This is a genomic window from Streptomyces sp. NPDC087270 (assembly GCF_044744625.1).
In the GTDB taxonomy this organism is placed as follows: Bacteria; Actinomycetota; Actinomycetes; order Streptomycetales; family Streptomycetaceae; genus Actinacidiphila.
Genome location: NZ_JBIUYR010000010.1, coordinates 57,171 through 79,129 on the forward strand (window position 1 = coordinate 57,171; position 21,959 = coordinate 79,129).

The window sequence follows — 21,959 nt, forward strand, 5'->3', positions numbered from 1 at the left end:
GCACGGGGGAGGGTGGCGCCGGTGGGGACCCAGGGCAAGCGCGCGCAGCGCGTGCCGAGGGCGGTCCGCGAGCGGCAGATGCTGGACGCGGCCGTGGCCGTCTTCGCCCGCCGCGGCTACCGCGCCACCTCCATGGACGAGATCGCCGTCGCGGCGGGCGTCAGCAAGCCGCTGGTCTACCTCTACCTCAACTCCAAGGACGAGCTGTTCACCGCGTGCGTACGGCGCGAGGCCCAGGCGCTCAGCGCGGCGGTGCGCGCGTCCGTCGAGACCGGTGCCGCCCCTGACCGCCAACTGTGGTCCGGGCTGCTCGGGTTCTTCCGGTACACCGCCGAGCATCCCGACGGCTGGAACCTTCTCTACGGCCAGGCCCGCAGCGGGGGCGCTCCCTCCGGCGACGAGGTCGCCGCGATGCGGGCGGAGCTCGTCGACTTCGTCACCGCGTTGATCGGTTCCGCCGCGCGCGGGGCGCCCTGCGGGCCGGCGCTGGCCGAACGCGAGGTGCGGGCGCTGGCGCTCGCGCTCGTCGGTGCGGCGGAGTCCCTTGCGGGGTCCTCGCCGGACGGGCTGGAGACGGCCGCGACGTTGATGAACTTCGCGTGGGCCGGGCTCGGCAACCTTCTTGAGGGGAGTCCTTGGGTGCCCTGAGGCCCTGGGGTATCTGACTCCCTGGGGTGCCCCTGACCCTCCGGGGTGCCTCGTTCGCTGCGATACGGGACCTTGCGGTCCGCGGTGGCTTGTCGCGCAGTTCCCCGCGCCCCTGTTGTGGCCGGCCGCCGCGGAAGAGGTGCACCATCCAGGGGCGCGGGGAACTGCGCGGGCAACCCCCCACCGGCAGGTGGTCCCTGAACCGGCAGGCAGGGGCACCCCGGGGGGTCAGCTTGCCCCGGAAACGTGGAGGCCTCGCCGTGAGCGCACCTCGAACCGTGGTCCGGAAGCCGCGAAGGTGACCGTGGAGGGCAGCGGCACCGGAGCGCGGAATTCCGCGCGCACCGTCTCGCTCAAGCCGAGCGCAGCGACACTGCGGGCGACGGTCCACATCCCGTGGGCGATCGCGCGGGGGAAGCCGAGCGGCCGGGCCGTCCAGGCGTGCAGGTGGATCGGGTTGTAGTCGCCGGAGACACGGGCGTGGCGGCGCCCGAGATCGGCCGGCAGCCGCCACTCCTCGACCGCGGGCAGCTCGGCTTCGGGGGCGCGGTCGGCCCGCGGCTCCTGCGGGCGGCCGGTGGCGTGCCGGGCCAGATACGTACTGCGGTCGGTCCACACCGGCTCCCCGCCGAGCAGGGCCTCCGTGACGAACACCACTTCCGTGCCGCGCCGATGCGGCCGCAACTCCTCGGCGTGGACGGCGATCTCGGGCCGGTCCCGGCTGGTGAGGGGCCGCCGCGCGGCGATCTCGATCGAGGTGTGCACCAGGCCCATCAGCGGCAGCGGGAAGTCCCGCGCGGCCATGATGCGCGCGGCGAGCGGGAATCCGAGGATGTGCGGGTAGGTGAGCGGCACCCGGTCGGCCGCGGGGGAGTAGCCGCAGACCTCCGCGTACCGGGCCATCCGCGCCGGGTCGATCCGTACGTCCGGCTCGGTCAGCCGCCGGTGCGGCAGCGCGGCGCCGGCCGAGGGCTTCTTGCCGATGCCGGTCAGCGCGCCGCGCCCCAGGGTGAGCAGCAGCGCCATCTCACGCCCCCAGCAGGGACTGGCCGCAGACGCGGACGACCTGGCCGGTGACGCCGCCGGAGCCGGCCGCCGCGAACCAGGCCACGGTCTCGGCGACGTCCTGCGGCTGCCCGCCCTGGCCGAGCGAGTTCATCCGCCGCCCGGCCTCGCGGATGAACAGCGGTACGGCGGCGGTCATCCGCGTCTCGATGAAGCCGGGGGCGACCGCGTTGACGGTGATGCCGCGCTCGCGCACCTCGGGGGCGGCGGCCAGCGCGCGGACGAAGCCGATGATGCCGGCCTTGGAGGCGGCGTAGTTGGTCTGGCCGACGTTGCCCGCGATGCCGGCGATGGACGCGGTGCCGACGATCCGGCCGTGCGGGCGGACCACGCCGGCCTTCAGCAGGTGGTCGGTGACGCGCAGCACGCTGCCGAGGTTGACCTCGATCACCGCGTCCCAGCCCTCGGCGGCCATGTTGGCGAGCTTGCGGTCGCGGGTGATGCCGGCGTTGTGCACCAGCACGTCCAGGCCGCCGGGCACCGCGGCCGCGATCCGCTCGGCGGCGTCGGGCGCGGTGATGTCCACGGTCAGCGCGGTGCCGCCGATCCGGGCCGCGGTCTCGGCGAGCGCGTCGGCCGCCTGCGGTACGTCCAGGCAGATCACGTGGGCGCCGTCCCTGGCGAGCGTGGCCGCGACCGCCGCGCCGATGCCGCGGGCCGCCCCGGTGACCAGCGCCGTACGCTTGCCGCCCGTCCCCGCGGCCCCGTCCCGGGCGGAGGCCGCGCCGGTCGCCTCGGCATCTCCGGTGGTCGGCCCGCCCACCTCCGGGCCGACCTCGATCACCTGCCCGCTGACGTACGCCGACTTGGGCGAGAGCAGGAACTCCAGCGTGGAGTCGGCGGCGGCGCCGGGCGCGAGCCGGACCAGCTGTACGGTCCTGCCCCGGCCGATCTCCTTGCCGAGCGAGCGGACGAAGCCCTCCAACGCCTGCTGGGCGGCGGCCTGGTGGACGTCGGCGTGGTCCGGCCGGGCGCCGAGCACCACCACCCGGCCGCACGCGGCCAGCGAACGCACCAGCGGGTGAAGGCTGTCGCGGACCGCCCGCAGCCCGGCCGGTTCGGTGACGCCCGTCGCGTCCAGCACCACCGCGGCCGGCCTCGGGTCGCCCGGGGCGGCGGGCGGCGCCGGCTCGCCTGCGGTCAACCGCAGCACGGGGCCGTCGAGTTCGGGGGTCGCGGCCGACCAGCGCCGCAGCGCGGTCGGCTGCGGCAGCCCGAGGCGCCGGGTGAGGAAGCGGCCGGGAGCCGTACCGGTGAAGCCGAGATAGCGGTCGGCCATTGGCCTTCTCCTTACTCTGGAGTAAGTTTACCGCCGGTAAGGCTACTGGTGAGTTGTCGCTCCGGCCAAGAGCCCTCAGGAGTTCCGCATGCATACCGTTCGCCGCGTCGCCGTCATCGCCGGCCACCGCATCCCCTTCGCCCGCTCGGACGGCCCCTACGCCACCGCGTCCAACCAGGACATGCTCACGGCCGCGCTGAACGGCCTGGCCGAGCGCACCGGCCTGGCCGGCGGCGGCGCCCCCGCCGAAGGCCGCGCGACGGTGGGGGAGTTCGCGGCCGGGGCGGTGCTCAAGCACGCCCGCGACTTCAACCTCGCCCGGGAGACCGTGCTCGGCTCCGTCCTCGACCCGACCACCCCCGCCTACGACATCCAGCAGGCGTGCGGCACCGGTCTCCAGGCCGTCTTCGCGGTCGCCGCCAAGATCGCGCTCGGCGTGATCGACTCCGGCATCGCCGGCGGCGCCGACACCACCAGCGACGCGCCGCTCGGCGTCAACGACGAGCTGCGCCGCACCCTGCTCGCCGCCCGCCGCGCGAAGACCCTCGGTGGCCGCGCCCGCGCGCTGGCCGGACTGCGCCCCCGCCACGTCGTGCCCGACATGCCGCGCAACGCCGAGCCGCGCACCGGCCTGTCGATGGGCGAGCACGCCGCCGTCACCGCCGCGCAGTGGGGCATCACGCGGGCCGCGCAGGACGAGTTGGCCGCCGCCAGCCACCGCAACCTCGCCGCCGCCTACGACCGCGGCTTCTTCGCGCCCCTGGTCAGCCCCTATCGCGGCCTGGACCGCGACCAGAACCTGCGGCCCGACTCCACCCCGGAGAAGCTGGCCCGGCTCAAGCCCGTCTACGGCGGGCCCGGCGGCACCATGACCGCGGGCAACTCCACGCCGCTCACCGACGGCGCCGCGGTGGTCCTGCTCGGCTCCGAGGAGTGGGCCGCCGCACACGGGCTGACCCCGCTGGCGTACCTGACCGCGTACGAGACGGCCGCGGTCGACTTCGTCTCCGACCGGCCCGACGCGGACGGGCTGCTCATGGCACCCGCCTACGCCGTGCCGCGGATGCTGGAGCGGGCCGGACTCGGCCTCGGCGACTTCGACTTCTACGAGATCCACGAGGCGTTCGCGTCCCAGGTGCTGGCGACGCTGGCGGCCTGGGAGGACAAGGCGTTCTGTGCGGATCGCCTGCGGCTGGCGGGGCCGCTCGGCACGATCGACCGGGCGCGGCTCAACGTGGCCGGGTCGTCGCTCGCGACCGGGCATCCCTTCGCCGCGACCGGGGCACGGATCGTGGGGACCCTGGCGCAGCTCCTCGCGGAGCGCGGGTCGCCCGGGCGCGGCCTCATCTCGATCTGCGCGGCGGGCGGACAGGGCGTCACCGCGGTGCTCGAACGTCCTTAGCGGGACCGCCCGGGGCGCCCCGTCCCGTGAGTGCCCGGACCTTTCGGTCCGCGGGTGGCTCGTCGCGCAGTTCTCCCCCTGGCCTCGCCGGGAGGTGCCCCCAGCGCCCCTGGGTATGTGCGGCCACCTCCGCGGAAGGACGACGGCAACCCCCAAGGGGCGCAACTCACCCTCACCTCTTCTGGAGCCGCAACCATGTCGATCGAAGCAGGGCAACCGGTGCATCCGGCGCCGCAGTTGGTGACCGAGGAAGGCCGGACCGTGCAGGCGGCCGTACCCCCGTTGGTCGAGGCGCCGAGGAGCGGCAGCTTGGCGGACATCCCGTTCACCAACGCGGCCGAGGCTCCGCGGGACGTCGTGCTGAGCCGGGAGGGCGCGGACGGGACCTGGCGTGACGTGACCGCCGCGGAGTTCTGCGCGGAGGTGACCGCGGTCGCGAAGGGGCTGATCGCGGCCGGACTGCGGCCGGGCGAGCGGTTGGCGATCATGGCGCGGACCAGCTACGCGTGGACGTTGCTGGACTTCGCGGGGTGGGCCGCCGGGCTGGTGACCGTACCGATCTACCCGACCTCGTCCGCCTCGCAGATCGCGTGGATACTCGGCGACTCGGGCGCCGCGGCCTGCGCGGTGGAGAACGTGGAGCAGTCCCGGCTGGTGACCGGGCGCCGCTCCGACCTGCCGGAGCTGCGCCAGCTGTGGCAGCTGGACGCGGGCGCGATCGCGCAACTCAGCTCGGAGGGCAAGGAGTTGCCGGACGCGCTCGTCACCTCGCGGCGGCAGGGCCTGGCCCCGGCGAGCACGGCCACGCTGATCTACACCTCGGGCACCACCGGCCGCCCCAAGGGCTGCGTGCTCACCCACGGCAACTTCTTCGCCGAGGTCGACAACGCCACCGAGTTGCTGCACCCGGTCTTCAAGTCGGTGAGCGACGAGCCCGCCTCGACCCTGCTCTTCCTGCCGCTGTCGCACGTCTTCGGGCGGATGGTCGCGGTCGGCTGCCTGCGCGCCCGGGTCCGGCTCGGCCACGCGCCCAGCATCGCCACCGAGGACCTGCTCGCCGACCTGGCCGGCTTCCGGCCGACCTTCCTGCTGGCCATCCCGTACGTGCTGGAGAAGGTCTACAACACCGGCCGGGCGACCGCGGAGAAGATGGGCCGGGCGTCGTCGTTCGACCGTGCCGCCACGATCGCGCAGCGTTACGGCCGGGCGGTGGTCGCCCAGCGGACCGGCGCGGGACCCGGGCCCTCGCTGGGCCTGCGGATGGCGCACGCGCTGTACGACCCGCTGGTCTACCGCCGGATACGGGCCGCGCTCGGCGGCAAGGTCAAGTACGCGATCTGCGGCGGCTCCCCGCTGGGCGAGCGGCTCACCGCCTTCTACGCGGGCGCCGGGGTGATGGTCTTCGAGGGGTACGGCCTGACCGAGACCACCGCGGCCGCCACCGTCACCCCGCCGCTGGCGCCGCGGCTGGGCACCGTGGGGCAGCCGCTGCCCGGCACCGCGGTACGGATCGCCGACGACGGGGAGGTGCTGCTGCGCGGCGGGCAGGTCTTCACCGGCTACTGGAACGACCCGAGCGGGGTGCCGCAGGTGGACGGGTGGTTTCCGACCGGGGACATCGGCGAGCTGGACGGGGACGGGTATCTGCGGATCACCGGCCGGAAGAAGGAGATCCTGATCACCGCGGGCGGCAAGAACGTGGCGCCGGCGCCCCTGGAGGACCGACTGCGGGCCCATCCGCTGGTCGGCCAGTGCATGGTGGTCGGCGACAACCGGCCGTTCGTGACCGCGCTGATCACGCTGGAGGCGGACGGCCTCACGCACTGGCGGCGGATGCGGCACAAGGAGGGGCTGCGGCCGGCGCAGCTCGTCACCGACCCGGACCTGCTCGCCGAACTGCAGAAGGCCGTGGACGACGCGAACTCCACGGTGTCCCGGGCCGAGTCGATCCGCGCCTTCCGGGTACTCCCGGTCGACTTCACCGAGGAGAGCGGCCACCTCACCCCGTCGATGAAACTCCGGAGGGCGGCTGTCGCCGCGGACTTCGCCGAGGACATCGAGGCGCTCTACCTCCGTTAGGGTGCCCTCGATGCCCGACCTTGAACGGTGCAGGAGAGAGGGCGGTAAAAGGAGGCAGGGGCCCCGCGCAATTGCGGGGCCCCTTGGTACTGCAGGTTCTGGGCGCGATCGCGCCGCTGTCCGTCCCGACTAGTGGAGAACTAGCTGGGGGTGACGTTCTCCGCCTGGGGGCCCTTCGGACCCTGGGTGACGTCGAAGGTCACCGGCTGGTTCTCCTCGAGGGAGCGGAAGCCGGTCGCGTTGATCGCGGAGTAGTGAACGAAGACATCCGGGCCGCCGCCGTCCTGGGCGATGAAGCCGAAGCCCTTTTCAGCGTTGAACCACTTCACGGTTCCGGTAGCCATAAAGCCCTCCTTGGGCCCAAAGGGTTGCCCTGCTCCAGAACCTGCAACAGCGAAGTCTGAAAACTACAAAAGCCTGCGGGTTACATGATCCGCAGGCTTTAGTACTGCAAGGAAACCAAACTGCAACTTGCGATGAGCCTAGCATGTGGGGTCCGGAGCGGGGAAGGGTTGCAAGATCCTTCTTACGGCTCGCCGGGGCACCCCCGCACAGCTCCGCGGTGACCCAGGAGTAGCGTCCGCCATATGGACACAACCGCGCGTGAAAGCGACAGCGACCGGGTCCGCCCCCGGGTCGGCCACATCCAGTTTCTGAACTGCACCCCGCTCTACTGGGGCCTGGCCAGGACGGGTGCGCTGCTGGACGTGGAGCTGACGAAGGACACCCCGGAGAAGCTCAGCGCCCAGCTCGTCGAGGGCGATCTGGACATCGGCCCGATCACCCTCATGGAGTACCTCAAGCACGCCGACCAGCTGGTGGCGCTGCCCGACATCGCGGTGGGCTGCGACGGCCCGGTGATGTCGTGCGTCATCGTCAGCCAGCTGCCGCTGGACCGGCTGGACGGCCAGCGGGTGGCGCTCGGCTCCACCAGCCGCACCTCCGTCCGCCTCGCCGAGCTGCTGCTCGCCGAGCGGTACGGCGTCACCCCGGACTACTACCGCTGCCCGCCGGACCTCTCGCTGATGATGCAGGAGGCCGAGGCCGCGGTGCTGATCGGCGACGCCGCCCTGCGCGCCTCCCTCCACGACGCGCCCCGGCTCGGCCTCACCGTCCACGACCTCGGGCAGATGTGGAAGGACTGGACCGGGCTGCCCTTCGTCTTCGCCGTCTGGGCGGTCCGGCGGGACTACCTCGCCGCGCACCCCGACGCCGTGCACGAGGTGCACCGCGCCTTCCTCGCCTCCCGCGACCTGTCCCTCCAGGAGGTCGACAAGGTCGCCGAGCAGGCGGCGCGCTGGGAGGCGTTCGACGAGGAGCTGCTGCGCAGCTACTTCACCACCCTGGACTTCTCGCTCGGCACCCCCCAGCAGACCGGCATCACCGAGTTCGCCCGCCGCGTCGGCTTCCCCCCGGGCGCCGGCGTGGAACTCCTCCCCCCGGCGTGAGCCCACCGCGCTGAGCCCACCGCCCTTGAGCCGAGCGGCCCACGTCGGAGCCCGCCGTCGGTACCGTGCGGTGGATGGGGAGACGACGGGGAGCCGCCGAAGCGCTGGACGCGTTCTTCCGGGCCGGCAGCGAGGCGGAGCGGTACGCCGCGGCGCCGCGGGTGGTCGAGGCCGTGGGGCAGCCGCGCCTGGCCGCGATCCTGGCCGGGACGCGGGAGCGGATCGGCCCGTTCGAGGGCGTCGAGGAACGACCGGACGGGCTGTTCGCACGGGGGCCGCGCGGCCGGGTGGCCGTGGCCGGCCAGGTCGACGACGAGGGTCGGCTGGCCGCGCTGTACGTGGCCGGGCGGCCCGCGGCCCGCTCGCCGTGGCGGGCGGCGCCGGCGCTGCGGGCCGCACGGGTGTGGTCGGCGCGCGTGGTCTGGCCGCTCGCGCTGGTGGCCGCCGGGGCGGCCCTGTGGACCGCCGGCTCGGCGGGGGAGTGGCTGGACCGGGCCGCGGTCGTGGGGTTCCTGCTGGTGATGGCGTTCGGCTTCAAGGCGCCCTCGGCCACCGACCTTCCCCGGTGGGCCCGTTGGGCGCTCGCCGCGCTGACGGTCGCCTCGGCGGCCTCGGCCGTGCGCCTGCCGGGCCGCCCGCGGGGCACCGTGAGCCTGTGGGGGGCCGTGGAATGGGTCCTGGTGGCGGCGCTGGCCGCAGTGGTCGCTTCGAGCCGACGGGCCAGGGCGGCCGAGACGGTGTCGAGCCCCCTGCGGCTGCCGCTCGACCCGGGGGTGTGGTGGGTGATGCAGGGAGGCGGGCGCTGGCTCAACCACCACCACGTCGTGCCGGAGCAGCGCTGGGCCGTCGATCTGGTCAAGCTCGGTCCTGACGGCACCCGGGCGCCCGGTCTGCGGATCGACCGCGACGCGTCCACGTACGCGGCCTACGGGACCCCGTTGTACGCGCCGTGCGCCGGCACCGTGGTGCGGGCCGCCGACGGCTGGCCGGACCAGGCGCCGGGCCGGGTGGTGTTCGCGCCGCCGGCCGGCAACCACGTCGCGATCGACACCGGCCGCGAACACGTCCTGCTCGCGCATCTACGGCCGGGCACCGTACGGGTCCGGGTCGGCGACCGGGTGGCGGTCGGCGACCGGCTCGGCGAGGTCGGCAACTCCGGCAACTCCACCGAGCCGCACCTGCACCTCCAGGCGGACCGGGACGGCCGGAGCGTCCAGTTGCGGTTCGAAGGGGTGCGCGGCCGGCTCCGGCGGGGCCGGCGGATCAGCGTCCCCGGGTAGCGGCCCGCCGTCGTGACGGTCGCCGTACCTCCGCCCGGGCGGCCCGGGGAGCCCACGGTGGGGCGGTCGGGCAGGGGGTCAGGGGTGGGGGAAGGCGCTGGCGTAGGCTGGGCCGGTCCGGATTCGTATCCTCCGAAGGGCCTGCCACGGTGACTTCCTCGACCGAACTCGCAGCCGTCCTCGACCGCGCCGCCGCAGGGGGCAGGATCACCCCGGAGGAAGCGCTCGACGTCTACCGGTCCGCGCCGCTGCACGCGCTCGGGGCCGCCGCCGACGCGGTGCGCCGCCGCCGCTACGCGGGCACCGAGCACATCGCGACGTACATCATCGAGCGCAACATCAACTACACGAACGTGTGCGTCACCGCGTGCAAGTTCTGCGCGTTCTACGCGGCGCCGAAGGACACCGGCAAGGGGTGGAGCCGCGGGCTCGACGACATCCTGCGCCGCTGCGCCGAGACCGTCGAACTCGGCGGCACCCAGATCATGTTCCAGGGCGGCCACCACCCGGACTACGGCGTCGAGTACTACGAAGAGCACTTCGCCGCGATCAAGCGGGAGTTCCCGCAGCTGGTGATCCACTCGCTGGGCGCGTCCGAGATCGACCACATGGCGCGGGTCTCCGGGGTCAGCGCGGAGGAGGCGATCCGCCGTATCCACGCCGCCGGGCTCGACTCGTTCGCCGGCGCCGGCGCGGAACTCCTGCCGGAGCGGCCGCGGAAGGCGATCGCACCGCTGAAGGAGTCCGGCGAGCGGTGGCTGGAGATCATGGAGACCGCGCACGGGCTGGGCGTGGAGTCCACCACGACCATGCTCATGGGCACCGGTGAGACCAACGCGGAGCGGATCGAGCACCTGCGGATGATCCGCGACGTGCAGGACCGCACCGGCGGGTTCCGGGCGTTCATCCCGTACACCTACCAGCCGGAGAACAACCACCTGAAGGGCCAGACGCAGGCGACGCTCTTCGAGTACCTGCGGATGATCGCGATCGCGCGGCTCTTCCTCGACAACGTCGCCCACATCCAGGGGTCCTGGCTCACCACCGGCAAGGAGGTCGGCCAACTGTCGCTGCACTACGGCGCGGACGACCTCGGGTCGGTCATGCTGGAGGAGAACGTCGTCTCCTCGGCCGGGGCGAAGCACCGCTCCAACCGGATGGAGCTGATCCATCTGATCCGCGCGGCCGGGCGCGTGCCCGCGCAGCGCGCGACCACCTACGAGCACCTCGTCGTGCACGACGACCCGGCGAACGACCCGGTCGACGACCACGTCGTCTCCCACCTGTCCTCGACCGCGATCGAGGGCGGCACCGCGCACCCCGAGTTGAAGATCCTCGAAGCCAGGTAACAGCCGGGTGGTAGCCGGGTGGTCGCTCCACGGGCCGGGCCGCACCACGTCCGGACGGGCCCGCGCCCCTGGAAGGCCGCCCTGCTCACCTTGGACGTAGGGTGGGGCGCGTGACACGGGCCTCCTTGGAGAAGCAGCCGCAGGACGTCGCCGCGATGTTCGACGGTGTGGCGGCGAAGTACGACCTGACGAACGACGTGCTGTCGCTCGGCCAGACCCGGCTGTGGCGCAGGGCGGTGGCGCAGGCGCTGGACGTACGGCCGGGCGAGCGGGTGCTCGACCTGGGCGCGGGCACGGCGACCTCGTCGCTGCCGTTCGTGGCGGCGGGCGCGCAGGTCGTCCCCTGTGACTTCTCGCTCGGCATGCTGCGGGAGGGCAAGAAGCGCCACCCGGAGCTGCCGCTGACCGCCGGCGACGCGACCCGACTGCCGTTCGCCGACGGGGTGTTCGACGCGGTCACCATCTCGTTCGCGTTGCGCAACGTGCACGACACCGACGCGGCGCTGCGCGAGATGCGGCGGGTGGCCAGGCCCGGCGGGCGGCTGGTGATCTGCGAGTTCAGCCACCCGACGTACCGGCCGCTGCGCACCGTCTACACCGAGTACCTGATGCGCGCGCTGCCCCCGGTGGCGACCAAGGTGAGCAGCAACCCGGACGCGTACGTGTACCTCGCCGAGTCGATCCGCGCCTGGCCCGACCAGCGGGCGCTGGCCGGGCGGTTGAAGGACGCGGGCTGGACGGGCGTGGCCTGGCGCAACCTGACCGGCGGGATCGTGGCGCTGCACCGCGGCGCGAACGGGTAGCTGTATCCGGCAAGCGGTAACCGGCCTCCACGGAAGAGGAATCCGCGGTTCCGGGTCGTCGTCGCCGGTGGGGGCCATATGCTGCGATGTCCGCGGGGGGACAGCAGCCCCGCCGTCTCCCGGAGTTGCCGATGCCGTTCTGCCCCGCGTGCGGGAACCAGGTCGCCGAGGCGGAAGGCGTCCGCTTCTGCCCGCGTTGCGGCCGTGACCTGACCGCGCCTTCCCTCCCCGCGCCGCCCCCGCCCCCGCCGACCGACGCTCCCGCGCCGCAGGCCACTCCGACCCAGGTCGGGGCGCTGCCTCCACCGCCTCCTCCACCGCCGCCGCCGTACGGCGCGCCGCCCGGGCAGACGGCGATACCGCCGGGCCCGCCCGGCTACGGGCCGGGCTACCCGCCGCCCGGACCGGTCGTGCCCTCGCCCGCCGCGGTGTTCGTGCGGAGGGTGTTCACCGGCCGCTGGGAGATGCCGCTGCTGGTCGCGCTCGGCCCGGCGCTGACCATCGTCGCGGCGGCCCTGGCGATCGCGGGTGTCGCGGGCACAGCGCTGCCCAGCGGCTCGGTCGGCATGGCCACCCGCACCCGGGCCGCCCTCGCCGCCCTCGTCCAGGGCCTCGGCGGCAACCTCAAGGCGAGCACGACCTACACCGACGACACCGGCTTCGACGACTCGGACGACGGTGACGGGTTCTCCGACGGTGGCAGCGACGGCAGCGACGGCGGTGACTTCTCCGACGGCGGCTCCGACGGTGACGAGTTCTCCGACGGCGGCAGCGACGGTTCGGATGGCTCCGACGGCTATGACGGCGGCAGCGACGGGTACGACGACGGCTCCGACGGGTACGACGACGGCAGCGACGGGTACGACAACGGCTCCGACGGTTCGGACGGTTCGGACGGCTCCGACGGCTCTGACGGGTACGACACCTTCGACTCCGGCAGCGACGTCGGCTACACCATGAGCGGCAGTGGCAGCGGCGGCCACGCGCACACGTACCACGCGTCGCTCACCGTCCTGCCCTGGACGGTCACCCTGCTGTGGGTCCTGGTGCTGGTGCTCGGCCTGCGGATGATGCGCAAGCGGCAACTCGCCACGGCCGCCGCCTCGGGCGCCGGCCCGGTCACGACCGCCGACAGCGCCGCGGCCGCCGTACGCGTCGCGCTGCTCGCCGCCGCCGCGGCGCTCGCCGTCGGCTTCTTCGCCGAGCCGCACATCGCCCTGGCGCACTTCACCACCGCGCCGTTCCTGGCCATGCTGGGGACCTTCGTGCTCAGCCTGGTCACGGCGCTGATCGTACTGTGCCGTCCGGCGCTGACGGCGTGGCTCGCCGCGCGGCCGGGTGCCGCGGCCACGTACCGGGTGGTCTCCACCACGGCGATCGCGCTGCTGGCCACCCTGCTCATCGCGGGCGCCGTGGTCTTCGTGATCGCGGCCGCGCACTACCACGACCTGACCGGCTGGGGAGTGGCCGCGGCCGGGCTGCTGCTGCTCAACCTCGGGGTCTCCGGGCTGGGGCTGAGCTGGGGGGCGCCGTTCCGGGTGGGCTCGGACTACGGCAACGGCAACGAGCACCACGTGTCCTTCGGCCTGGGCGACCTCAACCACGTGTGGGGCGGCTGGTCGGTGACCGGCACGGTCGCGGGCGGGCTCGGCTGCGCGCTGCTGATCGGGGTGCTCGCGGTCCGGCGGACCCGTGGCCGCCCCGAACAGTTCGCGGTGGCCGCGCTGTTCACCGGCCTGCTGGTGATCCTGGCCGCGGTCAGCGGCGCGCGCACCGGCGGGGACACGGCCCTGACCGGCGTGCTCGACCACGTCAGCGCGGGCACGAAGGTGCCCGAGATGCTGGGTCTCGGCCTGCTGTGGACGTTCGGCGGCGTGCTGGTCGCGCCGTACGTGTGGCGGGTCTTCGGCGGCCGGGTGCCGCCGGCGTACCCGGTCGGACCGGGCGCCCCCTCGCCGTACGGCCCGGTTCCCCAGAGCGGAGCGGCGTACGGCGGGACGTACGGGACGACCGGCGGGACGTACGGCGCGGTCCCCGGTGGCGCGGTGCCGCCCCAACCCGGCCCGCCCGCCGGGGCGTACGGCCCGCCGCAGCCCCCCGGCCCGCCCGCGCCGGCGGAGCCTGTCGTGCACGACCTGGGCGTGGTGGAACCGGACCGGCTGCGCAAGCCGCCGCCGGACCCGCACTGACCCGCCGCTCTCCCGAGAGCCGCCGCTCCACCCGGAGCGGCGGCCTCATACACTCGGCATGACGTCCTCGCATCCGACGTCGAACACCAGCAACAGCCCTTCGCCGAACCGGGAGAGTCCACGTGACCGACACCGCACTGTCCGAGCGCAGCGCCGATGTGATCGTCGTCGGCGCCGGGCCCGCCGGTTCGACGACCGCGTACTACCTGGCCAAGTCCGGTCTCGACGTGCTGCTGCTGGAGAAGACCGCCTTCCCGCGCGAGAAGGTCTGCGGCGACGGGCTGACCCCGCGCGCCACCAAGCAGCTGGTGTCGATGGGCATCGACGTCTCGGAGGAGGCGGGCTGGCTGCGCAACAAGGGCCTGCGGATCATCAGCGGCGGCATGCGGCTGGAGATGGACTGGCCGGAGCTGGCCGCCTACCCGGACTACGGACTGGTGCGCAGGCGCGAGGACTTCGACGAACTCCTCGCCCAGCAGGCCGTGAAGGCCGGCGCGCGGCTGTACGAGCGGTGCAACGTCGGAGCGCCGATCGTCGATGAGCGCACCGGCCGGATCACCGGCGTCACCGCCAAGCTCGGCGAGGAGAAGACGCCGGCCGCCTTCCACGCGCCGCTGGTGGTCGCCGCCGACGGCAACTCCACCCGGCTGTCGCTGGCGATGGGCCTGCACCGCCGCGACGACCGCCCGATGGGGGTCGCGGTGCGGACGTACTTCACCTCGCCGCGGCACGAGGACGACTACCTGGAGTCCTGGCTGGAGCTGTGGGACCGGCGCGGCGCCGCCCCGCGCCAACTGCCGGGCTACGGCTGGATCTTCGGCCTCGGCGACGGCACCTCCAACGTGGGCCTCGGCATCCTCGACTCCTCGGCGGCCTTCCGCGAGCTGGACTGGCGCGAGGTGCTCAAGGCGTGGGTCGGCTCCATGCCGGAGGACTGGGGCTTCACCCCGGAGAACATGACCGGGCCGATCCGCGGCGCCGCGCTGCCGATGGCCTTCAACCGCCAGCCGCACTACACCCGCGGCCTGCTGCTGGTCGGCGACGCGGGCGGGCTGGTCAACCCGTTCAACGGCGAGGGCATCGCCTATGCGATGGAATCCGGGCAGATCGCCGCTGACGTGATCACCCAGGCGCACGCCCGCGCCACCGCCGGGCAGCGCGAACTCGCGCTCGCCGCCTACCCGCGCATCCTCAAGGACACCTACGGCGGCTACTACAACCTCGGCCGCGCCTTCGTGAAACTGATCGGCAACCCGAAGGTCCTCCAGCTGTGCACCCAGCGCGGCCTGACCCACCCGATGCTGATGCGCTTCTGCCTCAAGCTCCTCGCCAACCTCACCGACCCCACCGGCGGCGACGCGATGGACCGCATCATCAACGGCCTCACCAAGATCACCCCCCGCGCCTGAACCGGCGCCCGGGCAACGCGGGGCCGGGCCCGTACGGCTCCGGGGCGACCGGCGGTCAGACGGGCAGGTCCCAGCCCGGACCGTCCTCGTCGCCGATCCAGACGCGCTGCCCGGTCGGGGAGACGGTGAGGCCGAAGCCCTCCTGGTGCGGGGCGCCGGCCTCCTGCCAGCGCTGAACGGCCGCTTCGACCCGGTCCCACAGCCGTACGGGCCCGCGCTGTACGACCGTCCAGCCGCCGTCCGGTCCGGGCGTGGTCCGGGCCTGTGAACCGGTGGAAACGTCCCACAGGACCTGTTCGGCTCCCGCTCCCAGCCGCTCTGCCGCAGGCGCGGCGAGCTGGGCGACCCAACCGCCGGTCCAGGTGGTGATGACCGCGGGATCGATGGTGCTCGGACGGTCGTCGCCGGGCAGCAGGGCAAGCGCGGGGCGGGGCGGCCGGTCGTGCGGGCGGGCGATCATGAAGCTGGTGTACCCGGGCAGGAACCTGCCCGTGGCGGTGCCGGGTCCGGTCACCGTGAGGAGCACCAGCCCGGACGCGTAGCCCCAACCGGACAGCGTGACCAGGATCTTCCCGCCCGGTTTCACCTGGTGCAGCCAGGCCAGGGGGATGTAGCGGACGGAGCAGGTGGCGATCAGGCGGTCGTACGCGCCGCCCTCCGGATCTCCGCGCAGGCCGTCCCCGACGATCAGCCTCGGTGCGTACCCGGCTGCGCCGAGTGCTGCGGAGGCTGCCTGCGCGACCACCGGGTCGTACTCGATGCTGGTGAGCGCGGTGCTCCCGAGGCGGTGCGCCCCGATGGCGGTCGAGTACCCGGTCCCGGTCCCGACCTCCAACACCCGCTGCCTCGACTCGACATCGAGCTGGTGCCACATGCGCAGCACCAGCGAAGGAAGGGTGGACGACGAGGAAGGGGAGCCGGTGACGGTCCCTTCGGTCACATCGCCGGGCCGGATGCGGCCGTCCAGTTGCGTGATCAGCGTCCGGTCGCCGTAGACGCCCTCCAGCCAGCCGTCGTCACCTTGGTGCACGGGTCGGTAGCGGGTCGGGAAGCTGTCCGGGACCTCGTCGAAGTAGGACGGTGTGAACAACTCCCGGGGAACCGTCTCGACGGCGCCACGCCACGCGGGGTCCGTCAGCGTGCCGTCCTCGGCGAGCCTGTCCGCCAGCGCGGCGCGCAGTTGAGCCAGTGTGCTCACAGGTCGGAGTCCTTCTGTAGTTCGTCGCAGATGGCGTGCGCGATGGCGTCGGTGGTTTCGGCCGGCTGCCAGGCCCACTGCCCGTTGGGGTTGCACTCCAGGAAGTACCACCGGCCGTCAGCGGTCACGGCGAAGTCGAACGCGCCGTAGGTCAGGCCGAATTCGCCGAGGTAGGAAGCGATGGAGTCTGCGACCGCCTCCGGCACGGCGATCGGTCCGCACCGCATGAGGTCCTGCCGGTGACGCCAGTCGACGTCCGAGCTGTCGATCCGGGTACCGAACAACCGATCGCTGACGGCGGTCACCCGCACGTCGAACTCCTTGTCGACCGTGGCCTGGAACAGGTGCGGGCAGACGGCAACGGCACTCGTGATCTCGTCCTCGTTCACCTCGCGCACCCAGACACTGCGCGGCTGACCGTCCACCCGGTAAGGCATGCTCCACAGAGGTTTGTACACGACTGTGCCGACTTGGCGCGCCATGAAGTCTTGGACCTCGTGTTCGTCCGTGGTGATGAGGGTGTCGGGCACCAGGAACCCGTTTCTCTGCGCGGCGGCGAGTTGGGCGGCCTTGTGCTCGGCCGCACGGTTGCGCCACGGGTGGTTGACGTAGTGCGCTCCCGGGAGCGAGGCGAGGATGCCTCCGGTTCCCCAGGTATGCTGCGCCGCAGCGAACCTGCGGTCTTGTTCGTCCAGCCCGGGAGGGCCCCCGTAGGGCGAGGGCCTGCGGACCCAGACGGACCGTACGTGTGCGAGATCGAGTTGCCGGCTCGGGGTGCGCAGGAGGCATCCTTGTTCGCCCGTGCCGTATCCGGCGGACAGCGAAGCACCCGCGTACAGGTCGATGCCGGGGTCGAGGCGGACCACGGGAACTCGTCGTGCGGCGAGTATCCGCAGCACGACATCCGACGTCACGTCTCGGCTGTTGGTCAGCACCAGCACCGACCCGGGTCGGTCGTCCATCAGTCGGACTGGTCCTGGTCGTAGGACTCGGTGACGTCCGAGTCCGTCGGGCCACTCGGCCCCGCGCCATCGCCGGGCGTCGTACTGGTGGGTGTGACACCGCTCGTACTGGTGCCGTGGTCTCCCAACTCGACCGTGCGGCCCTCCTCGTCCACGATCATGGCGATCTCGTGGGACGCCCACCCGGTACCAGGCCGCATCAGCTCATCAGTGGCTCAATGGGCACGTTCCGAGGGAGAGTTCACACGCGCTTGTGCTGGAAGCGTTCGCACGCCGTCTTGGGCGGGCGGTTACCTGCGCGGAAGCGGGCCTGCCCCTCTCCGCGGCTGAAACGTCCGCGTTCGCCGGGGAGGCGGGTTGGTCCGGGGATACGGTGGTGGGACTCGTCACGATGGGGAGAGCCGATATGGACCCGTCCAGGCGCAATTTCCTCTCAACTGCTCTCTATGCCGCCGCGTTGCCGGTTCCGCTGTACGCCGAGGTGGTCGGTCGGACCGAGTACGGCGCGGGAGGGCACACGACTCGTATCGGTGCGGGCGACGTCACCACCGTACGGACGATGACCGAACGCATCGCGGACATTCTCGACGAACTGGGGGGAGGCCACGCCCGCCCCATGGCCGCCGCCTTCCTCGTCAACACGGTGGCACCGTACCTACGGGCCGACGCGTCGGACGCCACCCGGAAGAGCATGCTCGCCGCTGCGTCGGACCTCGTGTACCTCACCGGGTGGATGGCCATGTACGAAAAAGCGCACGGTCTCGGTCAGCGCTACTACCTGCAGGCACTTCGGCTGGCCGGGGAGGCAGAGGACCACGTGACGTACTGCCGCACGCTGCGTGGCATGGCCCTGCAGGCGGCTGATCTCAGGCATGCGAAGCGAGCGCAGGAACTCGCCGACTCCGCAGCCGAGGCGGGGCCCAAGGCGGGCCCGCGACTGCGGGCGTTCCTCACCGGACAGCAGGCGCAGGGGGCCGCACTCGTCGGCGACAAGCGCCGGGCCTTCTCCCATCTCGCCGAGACGGCGGACGCCCTTTCGCAGGCCGACAACCGGCGCGACTTCGTCGGCGGTTACGACCAGGCCGCGTACCACTTCCACGTGTCCAGCGTGCTCTACGCCTTGGGCGACGTGCGGGGATCGGTCACGGCCATGCAGGAGTCCAACCGGGCGCGGCCCCCGATGGAGAAGCAGGGCAGGGCCCACGCGAACGGACTGCTCGCCCAGCGGCAACTCGAGGTCGGGCAGATGGAAGCCTCCTGCGCCACCTGGGACGACTTCCTCGACGACTACGCGCACTTGTCCTCTGCACGCGCCGACGAGCACTTCGGTGTCCTAAGGAGACGCCTGCGCCCGTACCTGAAGAGCTCCCGGGTGCGCGAGGTGTACGACCGGGCCGCGGACGTGGCGCGTCACAAGGCCGCGTAGAACCCTGGCCGGTCTCGGACCCGAAGGGCCCGACGGACCGCGCGTACGGCCGTACGCCCGTACGAAGGTGCGGGGAGCCGCTCAAGCTCCCTCTGGACGGTCCCCCGCACCCGCGTTCGCTTCGGGACCCGCTGGACCTACTCGCTCCGACCGGTCTGCCCGGCGGGCAGGCCGACCCGGTTGCCCGCCTTACGCAGCGGCACTCAGAGGACGTTGACCGCCCAGTCAGGCATGTAGTCCGCGAGCTGGTGGATGGCGACCGGGGTGGACGGGTTGGCCGCGTCCAGGTACTGGCCGTCACCGATGAAGACGCCCACGTGGTAGGCGCTGCCCTCGCCGCCCCAGAAGATGAGGTCGCCGGGCTGGAGGGCGGAGATCGAGACGGGCGTGCCGACGGTCGACTGGTCCTGCGAGGTCCGCGGGATGTCGACGCCGATGGAGGCGAACGCCGCCTGGGTCAGGCCCGAGCAGTCGTACGAGCCGGGGCCGGTGGCGCCGTACACGTAGGGCTTGCCGAGCTGGGACTTCAGGAACGCGATGAGCTGGTCGACCTTGCTGGACGAGGCCGCGGTGACGGTCGCGGTCGGCGTCGCGGTGACCGAACCCTGTCCGGACGAGCCGAGCGTGGTCCTGGTGGTGGAGCGCGAGGCGGCCTGGCCGGCCCGCGCCTTGGCGGCCTTGGCCGCCTTCGCGGCGGACTCGGCCTTCCTGAGTGCGGCCTTGTGCGCCTTGGCCGCGGTCTTCGCGGCGTCGGTGGCGGCCTTCTCCTGGTCGGCGGAGAGGGCGGCGGACAGCGCCTCCCGCTCCAGCGCCGCGACGGCCTGCTGAGCGGAGGCAGCCGTGGAGAGCGTCGCCGCCCGGACGTTGAGGTCGCGCGCGGACTGCGCGTCCCGCGTGGCCTGCGCCGAGGCGGCCGTGGTGGTGGTGTGCGTGGTCTCGGCCATGGCCGGAGCGGCCGCGCCGCACAGGGCGAACGCGCTGACGACGCCGCCGACGAGTCCGGCCCTGCGGACCCACTTCGGGTCACGGGGCGCCGCGTGCCGTCGGCGGCCGGTATGGGTATGCGTGTCGGACACCTGTGTCCGGGATGTGTTCGGGGACATGGGTCCCTGGCTATCAGGAACGAATGGTTCCGTTCAATAAAGGTGGGATGCGCCACAGTTGACGTGCTCACGGCTCAATTGCCCGTTTCACGATCTTGCTTGACGGGTGCTTTGATCCGTTTTCGCTCCTCCGGTGACGTATGCGCTCGTGCACACTTTCACGCGCGTCATTCCCGGGTTCCGCGGCTCACCCGGGCGGGTTCGGCGGCGCTATCACGGCGATTCGTCCATCGCCAATTTGCCTGCTGCGGAGGCTGTCTGATAGTGGATGCGCCGCGCTGACCAGCGAGAACGCCCACGAATGTGACGTGAAGTGATCGTTTGGGTGCCATCCGCCGCAAGATCACCGCTCATCCGACTTCATGATCGTTGGTCAGGTGGTGGAGATCACAAAGCTCGTGCTGACCCCCGTGTCGCAGATCACAGACCGGGAGGCATAGGATGCAGGCGGCTTGGGCTTGTGAACTGCCTCACATAGGCGCGATCTTCGCGGTTTTGTGGCGTGGCGCACCGCCCCGGTCACGGTCCGTACATCAGTCACAGTCGACTGGAAGGAGCGGGGGACGGTGAACGCCTACGCGCCCATCCTCGTGCTGGGCGGCCTCGCGGCCGGCTTCGCGATCTTCTCCGTTTTCATGGCCTCGATCATCGGGCCGAAACGGTACAACCGGGCCAAGTTGGAAGCGTATGAGTGCGGCATCGAGCCGACTCCGCAGCCGGCCGGTGGTGGCCGCTTCCCGATCAAGTACTACCTGACGGCGATGCTCTTCATCGTCTTCGACATCGAAATCGTCTTCCTCTATCCGTGGGCGGTCACCTTCGACCGGCTGGGGATGTTCGGGCTCGTCGAGATGCTCCTCTTCGTGCTCACCGTCTTCGTCGCCTACGCCTACGTGTGGAGGCGCGGCGGCCTGGAGTGGGACTAGGGCCTGACGAGTTCCGGCAACTGACGGCGACCAGGGGACCGAGGAGACCAGGAGCCAACCCATGGGTATCGAAGAGAAACTGCCGAGCGGATTCCTGCTGACGACGGTGGAGACCGCGGCGGGCTGGGTGCGTAAGGCGTCGGTCTTCCCGGCCACCTTCGGCCTCGCCTGCTGCGCCATCGAGATGATGACCACCGGTGCCGGGCGGTACGACATGGCCCGGTTCGGCATGGAGGTCTTCCGCGGATCGCCGCGGCAGGCCGACCTGATGATCGTGGCCGGCCGGGTCAGCCAGAAGATGGCCCCGGTGCTGCGCCAGGTCTACGACCAGATGCCGAACCCCAAGTGGGTGATCTCGATGGGCGTGTGCGCCTCCAGCGGCGGCATGTTCAACAACTACGCGATCGTGCAGGGCGTCGACCACGTGGTGCCGGTCGACATCTACCTGCCCGGCTGCCCGCCCCGCCCCGAGATGCTCCTCGACGCGATCCTCAAGCTGCACGAGAAGATCCAGCACGGCAAGCTCGGCGTGAACCGTGAGGCCGCCGCCCGCGAGGCGGAGGAGGCGGCGCGCAAGGCGCTCCCCACGATCGAGATGAAGGGGCTCCTGCGATGACCGCCACCCCCAACCCGCCCCAACTGCCGGAGGAGCCCGCCGAGGGCGGGGTGCCCGCGCAGCGCCACGACGCCGGCGAGGTGATCGGCGTCCGCAAGGGGATGTTCGGCGCCAACAACGGCGGCGACACCACCGGTTACGGCGGCCTGGTCCGTACCGTCCGGCTGCCCGGCGCGACCAACCGGCCCTACGGCGACCCCTTCGACGAGATCGCCGACGAGCTGGAGGGCGCCCTGGAGGAGCAGGGGCTGCCGCCGGCCGAGGCGATCGAGAAGACCGTCGTCGACCGCGGCGAACTGACCTTCCACATCGCCCGCGAGCACCTGGTCCGGGTCGCCCGCACGCTGCGCGACGACCCCGCGCTGCGGTTCGAGCTGTGCACCGGCGTCAGCGGCGTGCACTACCCCGGCGACACCGGGCGCGAGCTGCACGCGGTCTACCACCTGCGCTCGCTCACCCACGGCCGGCTGATCCGGATCGAGACCAGCGCGCCCGACGCCGACCCGCACGTCCCCTCGCTGGTCCCGGTCTACCCGACCAACGACTGGCACGAGCGCGAGACCTACGACTTCTTCGGCATCGTCTTCGACGGCCACCCCGCGCTCACCCGGATCATGATGCCGGACGACTGGCCCGGCCACCCGCAGCGCAAGGACTACCCGCTCGGCGGCATCCCCGTCGAGTACAAGGGTGCCCAGATCCCGGCTCCCGACCAGCGGAGGTCGTACTCATGACCCCACACCGTCGCCCGACCGCCACCCCTCAACGACTCCCTGC

20 protein-coding genes are annotated in these 21,959 nt (G+C 72.4%); 13 read left to right on the forward strand and 7 right to left on the reverse strand.

The window, feature by feature from the left end:
* The first annotated feature begins 78 nt into the window (after positions 1-78).
* Positions 79-648 (forward strand): TetR/AcrR family transcriptional regulator, encoded by a 570-nt coding sequence (locus ACIPAE_RS20750; protein ID WP_366410172.1) that lies wholly within the window; start codon positions 79-81, stop codon positions 646-648.
* A 228-nt stretch (positions 649-876) separates the two neighbouring features.
* Here ACIPAE_RS20750 and ACIPAE_RS20755 read toward each other — a convergent pair whose 3' ends face one another.
* Together ACIPAE_RS20755 and ACIPAE_RS20760 are read right to left on the reverse strand one after the other, a co-directional pair.
* Positions 877-1,674, reverse strand: coding sequence for a MaoC/PaaZ C-terminal domain-containing protein (locus ACIPAE_RS20755; protein WP_329365986.1), 798 nt, complete (start codon positions 1,672-1,674; stop codon positions 877-879).
* A gap of 1 nt (position 1,675) precedes the next feature.
* Positions 1,676-2,992, reverse strand: coding sequence for a 3-oxoacyl-ACP reductase (locus tag ACIPAE_RS20760; RefSeq protein WP_402447018.1), 1,317 nt, complete (start codon positions 2,990-2,992; stop codon positions 1,676-1,678).
* Between the two features lie 88 nt (positions 2,993-3,080).
* On the opposite strand from ACIPAE_RS20760, the gene ACIPAE_RS20765 reads away from it, so the two are divergent.
* Both ACIPAE_RS20765 and ACIPAE_RS20770 read left to right on the forward strand, forming a co-directional pair.
* On the forward strand, positions 3,081-4,394 hold the full coding sequence (locus ACIPAE_RS20765) for an acetyl-CoA C-acetyltransferase (RefSeq protein ID WP_366410112.1): 1,314 nt from the start codon (positions 3,081-3,083) through the stop codon (positions 4,392-4,394).
* A gap of 195 nt (positions 4,395-4,589) precedes the next feature.
* Complete coding sequence (locus ACIPAE_RS20770) at positions 4,590-6,473, forward strand: AMP-dependent synthetase/ligase (RefSeq protein ID WP_329365980.1); 1,884 nt, start codon at positions 4,590-4,592, stop codon at positions 6,471-6,473.
* Positions 6,474-6,613: 140 nt separating this feature from the next.
* Here ACIPAE_RS20770 and ACIPAE_RS20775 read toward each other — a convergent pair whose 3' ends face one another.
* Positions 6,614-6,817 carry a cold-shock protein gene (locus ACIPAE_RS20775; protein ID WP_328467807.1) on the reverse strand — a complete coding sequence of 68 codons (204 nt, stop codon included), beginning with the start codon at positions 6,815-6,817 and terminating at the stop codon, positions 6,614-6,616.
* Between the two features lie 243 nt (positions 6,818-7,060).
* Here ACIPAE_RS20775 and ACIPAE_RS20780 point away from each other — a divergent pair, with 243 nt between their 5' ends.
* The 6 genes from ACIPAE_RS20780 to ACIPAE_RS20805 all read left to right on the forward strand — a co-directional run bounded on the left by ACIPAE_RS20780 (position 7,061) and on the right by ACIPAE_RS20805 (position 14,951).
* A complete protein-coding gene (locus tag ACIPAE_RS20780) occupies positions 7,061-7,921 on the forward strand; it encodes a menaquinone biosynthesis protein (protein WP_329365977.1) in 861 nt (286 codons plus the stop codon).
* 74 nt (positions 7,922-7,995) lie between these two features.
* Complete coding sequence (locus ACIPAE_RS20785; RefSeq protein WP_402447023.1) at positions 7,996-9,201, forward strand: M23 family metallopeptidase; 1,206 nt, start codon at positions 7,996-7,998, stop codon at positions 9,199-9,201.
* A gap of 149 nt (positions 9,202-9,350) precedes the next feature.
* A complete protein-coding gene (gene mqnC, locus ACIPAE_RS20790; protein WP_328467813.1) occupies positions 9,351-10,550 on the forward strand; it encodes a cyclic dehypoxanthinyl futalosine synthase in 1,200 nt (399 codons plus the stop codon).
* 110 nt (positions 10,551-10,660) lie between these two features.
* On the forward strand, positions 10,661-11,353 hold the full coding sequence (locus tag ACIPAE_RS20795) for a demethylmenaquinone methyltransferase (protein ID WP_329365973.1): 693 nt from the start codon (positions 10,661-10,663) through the stop codon (positions 11,351-11,353).
* A gap of 131 nt (positions 11,354-11,484) precedes the next feature.
* Positions 11,485-13,542 carry a zinc ribbon domain-containing protein gene (locus tag ACIPAE_RS20800; RefSeq protein WP_402447027.1) on the forward strand — a complete coding sequence of 686 codons (2,058 nt, stop codon included), beginning with the start codon at positions 11,485-11,487 and terminating at the stop codon, positions 13,540-13,542.
* Between the two features lie 122 nt (positions 13,543-13,664).
* A complete protein-coding gene (locus ACIPAE_RS20805; protein WP_328467819.1) occupies positions 13,665-14,951 on the forward strand; it encodes a geranylgeranyl reductase family protein in 1,287 nt (428 codons plus the stop codon).
* 55 nt (positions 14,952-15,006) lie between these two features.
* On the opposite strand, the gene tgmC is transcribed toward ACIPAE_RS20805, so the two are convergent.
* The 3 genes from tgmC to ACIPAE_RS20820 are packed head-to-tail and all read right to left on the reverse strand — an operon-like array spanning position 15,007 to position 17,311.
* Positions 15,007-16,149, reverse strand: a complete 1,143-nt coding sequence (gene tgmC, locus ACIPAE_RS20810) for an ATP-grasp peptide maturase system methyltransferase (RefSeq protein ID WP_402447030.1) — start codon at positions 16,147-16,149, stop codon at positions 15,007-15,009.
* A complete protein-coding gene (gene tgmB, locus ACIPAE_RS20815; RefSeq protein ID WP_402447032.1) occupies positions 16,146-17,111 on the reverse strand; it encodes an ATP-grasp ribosomal peptide maturase in 966 nt (321 codons plus the stop codon). Before tgmB ends, tgmC begins: the two co-directional genes overlap by 4 nt.
* Complete coding sequence (locus tag ACIPAE_RS20820; RefSeq protein WP_402447034.1) at positions 17,111-17,311, reverse strand: putative ATP-grasp-modified RiPP; 201 nt, start codon at positions 17,309-17,311, stop codon at positions 17,111-17,113. Before ACIPAE_RS20820 ends, tgmB begins: the two co-directional genes overlap by 1 nt.
* A 359-nt stretch (positions 17,312-17,670) precedes the next feature.
* On the opposite strand from ACIPAE_RS20820, the gene ACIPAE_RS20825 reads away from it, so the two are divergent.
* Positions 17,671-18,537, forward strand: a complete 867-nt coding sequence (locus tag ACIPAE_RS20825; RefSeq protein ID WP_402447037.1) for a hypothetical protein — start codon at positions 17,671-17,673, stop codon at positions 18,535-18,537.
* Between the two features lie 203 nt (positions 18,538-18,740).
* On the opposite strand, the gene ACIPAE_RS20830 is transcribed toward ACIPAE_RS20825, so the two are convergent.
* Entirely contained in the window at positions 18,741-19,613 is an 873-nt protein-coding gene (locus ACIPAE_RS20830) for a C40 family peptidase (RefSeq protein ID WP_402447040.1), read from the reverse strand.
* Between the two features lie 593 nt (positions 19,614-20,206).
* Between ACIPAE_RS20830 and ACIPAE_RS20835 the strand changes: the two genes are divergently transcribed.
* The 3 genes from ACIPAE_RS20835 to ACIPAE_RS20845 all read left to right on the forward strand — a co-directional run bounded on the left by ACIPAE_RS20835 (position 20,207) and on the right by ACIPAE_RS20845 (position 21,916).
* Positions 20,207-20,566 carry an NADH-quinone oxidoreductase subunit A gene (locus tag ACIPAE_RS20835; RefSeq protein ID WP_103887024.1) on the forward strand — a complete coding sequence of 120 codons (360 nt, stop codon included), beginning with the start codon at positions 20,207-20,209 and terminating at the stop codon, positions 20,564-20,566.
* Positions 20,567-20,627: 61 nt separating this feature from the next.
* A complete protein-coding gene (locus tag ACIPAE_RS20840) occupies positions 20,628-21,182 on the forward strand; it encodes an NADH-quinone oxidoreductase subunit B family protein (protein ID WP_093785987.1) in 555 nt (184 codons plus the stop codon).
* The gene (locus ACIPAE_RS20845) at positions 21,179-21,916 is read left to right on the forward strand and encodes an NADH-quinone oxidoreductase subunit C (protein WP_328467829.1); all 738 of its coding nucleotides are present in this window, start codon (positions 21,179-21,181) and stop codon (positions 21,914-21,916) included. Before ACIPAE_RS20840 ends, ACIPAE_RS20845 begins: the two co-directional genes overlap by 4 nt.
* Positions 21,917-21,959 lie beyond the last annotated feature (43 nt).

What these genes read in the sequence shown, in the direction of transcription:
- ACIPAE_RS20750 (WP_366410172.1), top strand. Translation starts at nt 79, where the DNA reads ATGCTGGACGCGGCCGTGGCCGTCTTCGCCCGCCGCGGCTACCGCGCC.
- ACIPAE_RS20755 (WP_329365986.1), bottom strand. Translation starts at nt 1,674, where the DNA reads ATGGCGCTGCTGCTCACCCTGGGGCGCGGCGCGCTGACCGGCATCGGC.
- ACIPAE_RS20760 (WP_402447018.1), bottom strand. Translation starts at nt 2,992, where the DNA reads ATGGCCGACCGCTATCTCGGCTTCACCGGTACGGCTCCCGGCCGCTTC.
- ACIPAE_RS20765 (WP_366410112.1), top strand. Translation starts at nt 3,081, where the DNA reads ATGCATACCGTTCGCCGCGTCGCCGTCATCGCCGGCCACCGCATCCCC.
- ACIPAE_RS20770 (WP_329365980.1), top strand. Translation starts at nt 4,590, where the DNA reads ATGTCGATCGAAGCAGGGCAACCGGTGCATCCGGCGCCGCAGTTGGTG.
- ACIPAE_RS20775 (WP_328467807.1), bottom strand. Translation starts at nt 6,817, where the DNA reads ATGGCTACCGGAACCGTGAAGTGGTTCAACGCTGAAAAGGGCTTCGGC.
- ACIPAE_RS20780 (WP_329365977.1), top strand. Translation starts at nt 7,061, where the DNA reads ATGGACACAACCGCGCGTGAAAGCGACAGCGACCGGGTCCGCCCCCGG.
- ACIPAE_RS20785 (WP_402447023.1), top strand. Translation starts at nt 7,996, where the DNA reads ATGGGGAGACGACGGGGAGCCGCCGAAGCGCTGGACGCGTTCTTCCGG.
- ACIPAE_RS20800 (WP_402447027.1), top strand. Translation starts at nt 11,485, where the DNA reads ATGCCGTTCTGCCCCGCGTGCGGGAACCAGGTCGCCGAGGCGGAAGGC.
- tgmB (WP_402447032.1), bottom strand. Translation starts at nt 17,111, where the DNA reads ATGGACGACCGACCCGGGTCGGTGCTGGTGCTGACCAACAGCCGAGAC.
- ACIPAE_RS20820 (WP_402447034.1), bottom strand. Translation starts at nt 17,311, where the DNA reads ATGCGGCCTGGTACCGGGTGGGCGTCCCACGAGATCGCCATGATCGTG.
- ACIPAE_RS20825 (WP_402447037.1), top strand. Translation starts at nt 17,671, where the DNA reads ATGACCGAACGCATCGCGGACATTCTCGACGAACTGGGGGGAGGCCAC.
- ACIPAE_RS20840 (WP_093785987.1), top strand. Translation starts at nt 20,628, where the DNA reads ATGGGTATCGAAGAGAAACTGCCGAGCGGATTCCTGCTGACGACGGTG.
- ACIPAE_RS20845 (WP_328467829.1), top strand. Translation starts at nt 21,179, where the DNA reads ATGACCGCCACCCCCAACCCGCCCCAACTGCCGGAGGAGCCCGCCGAG.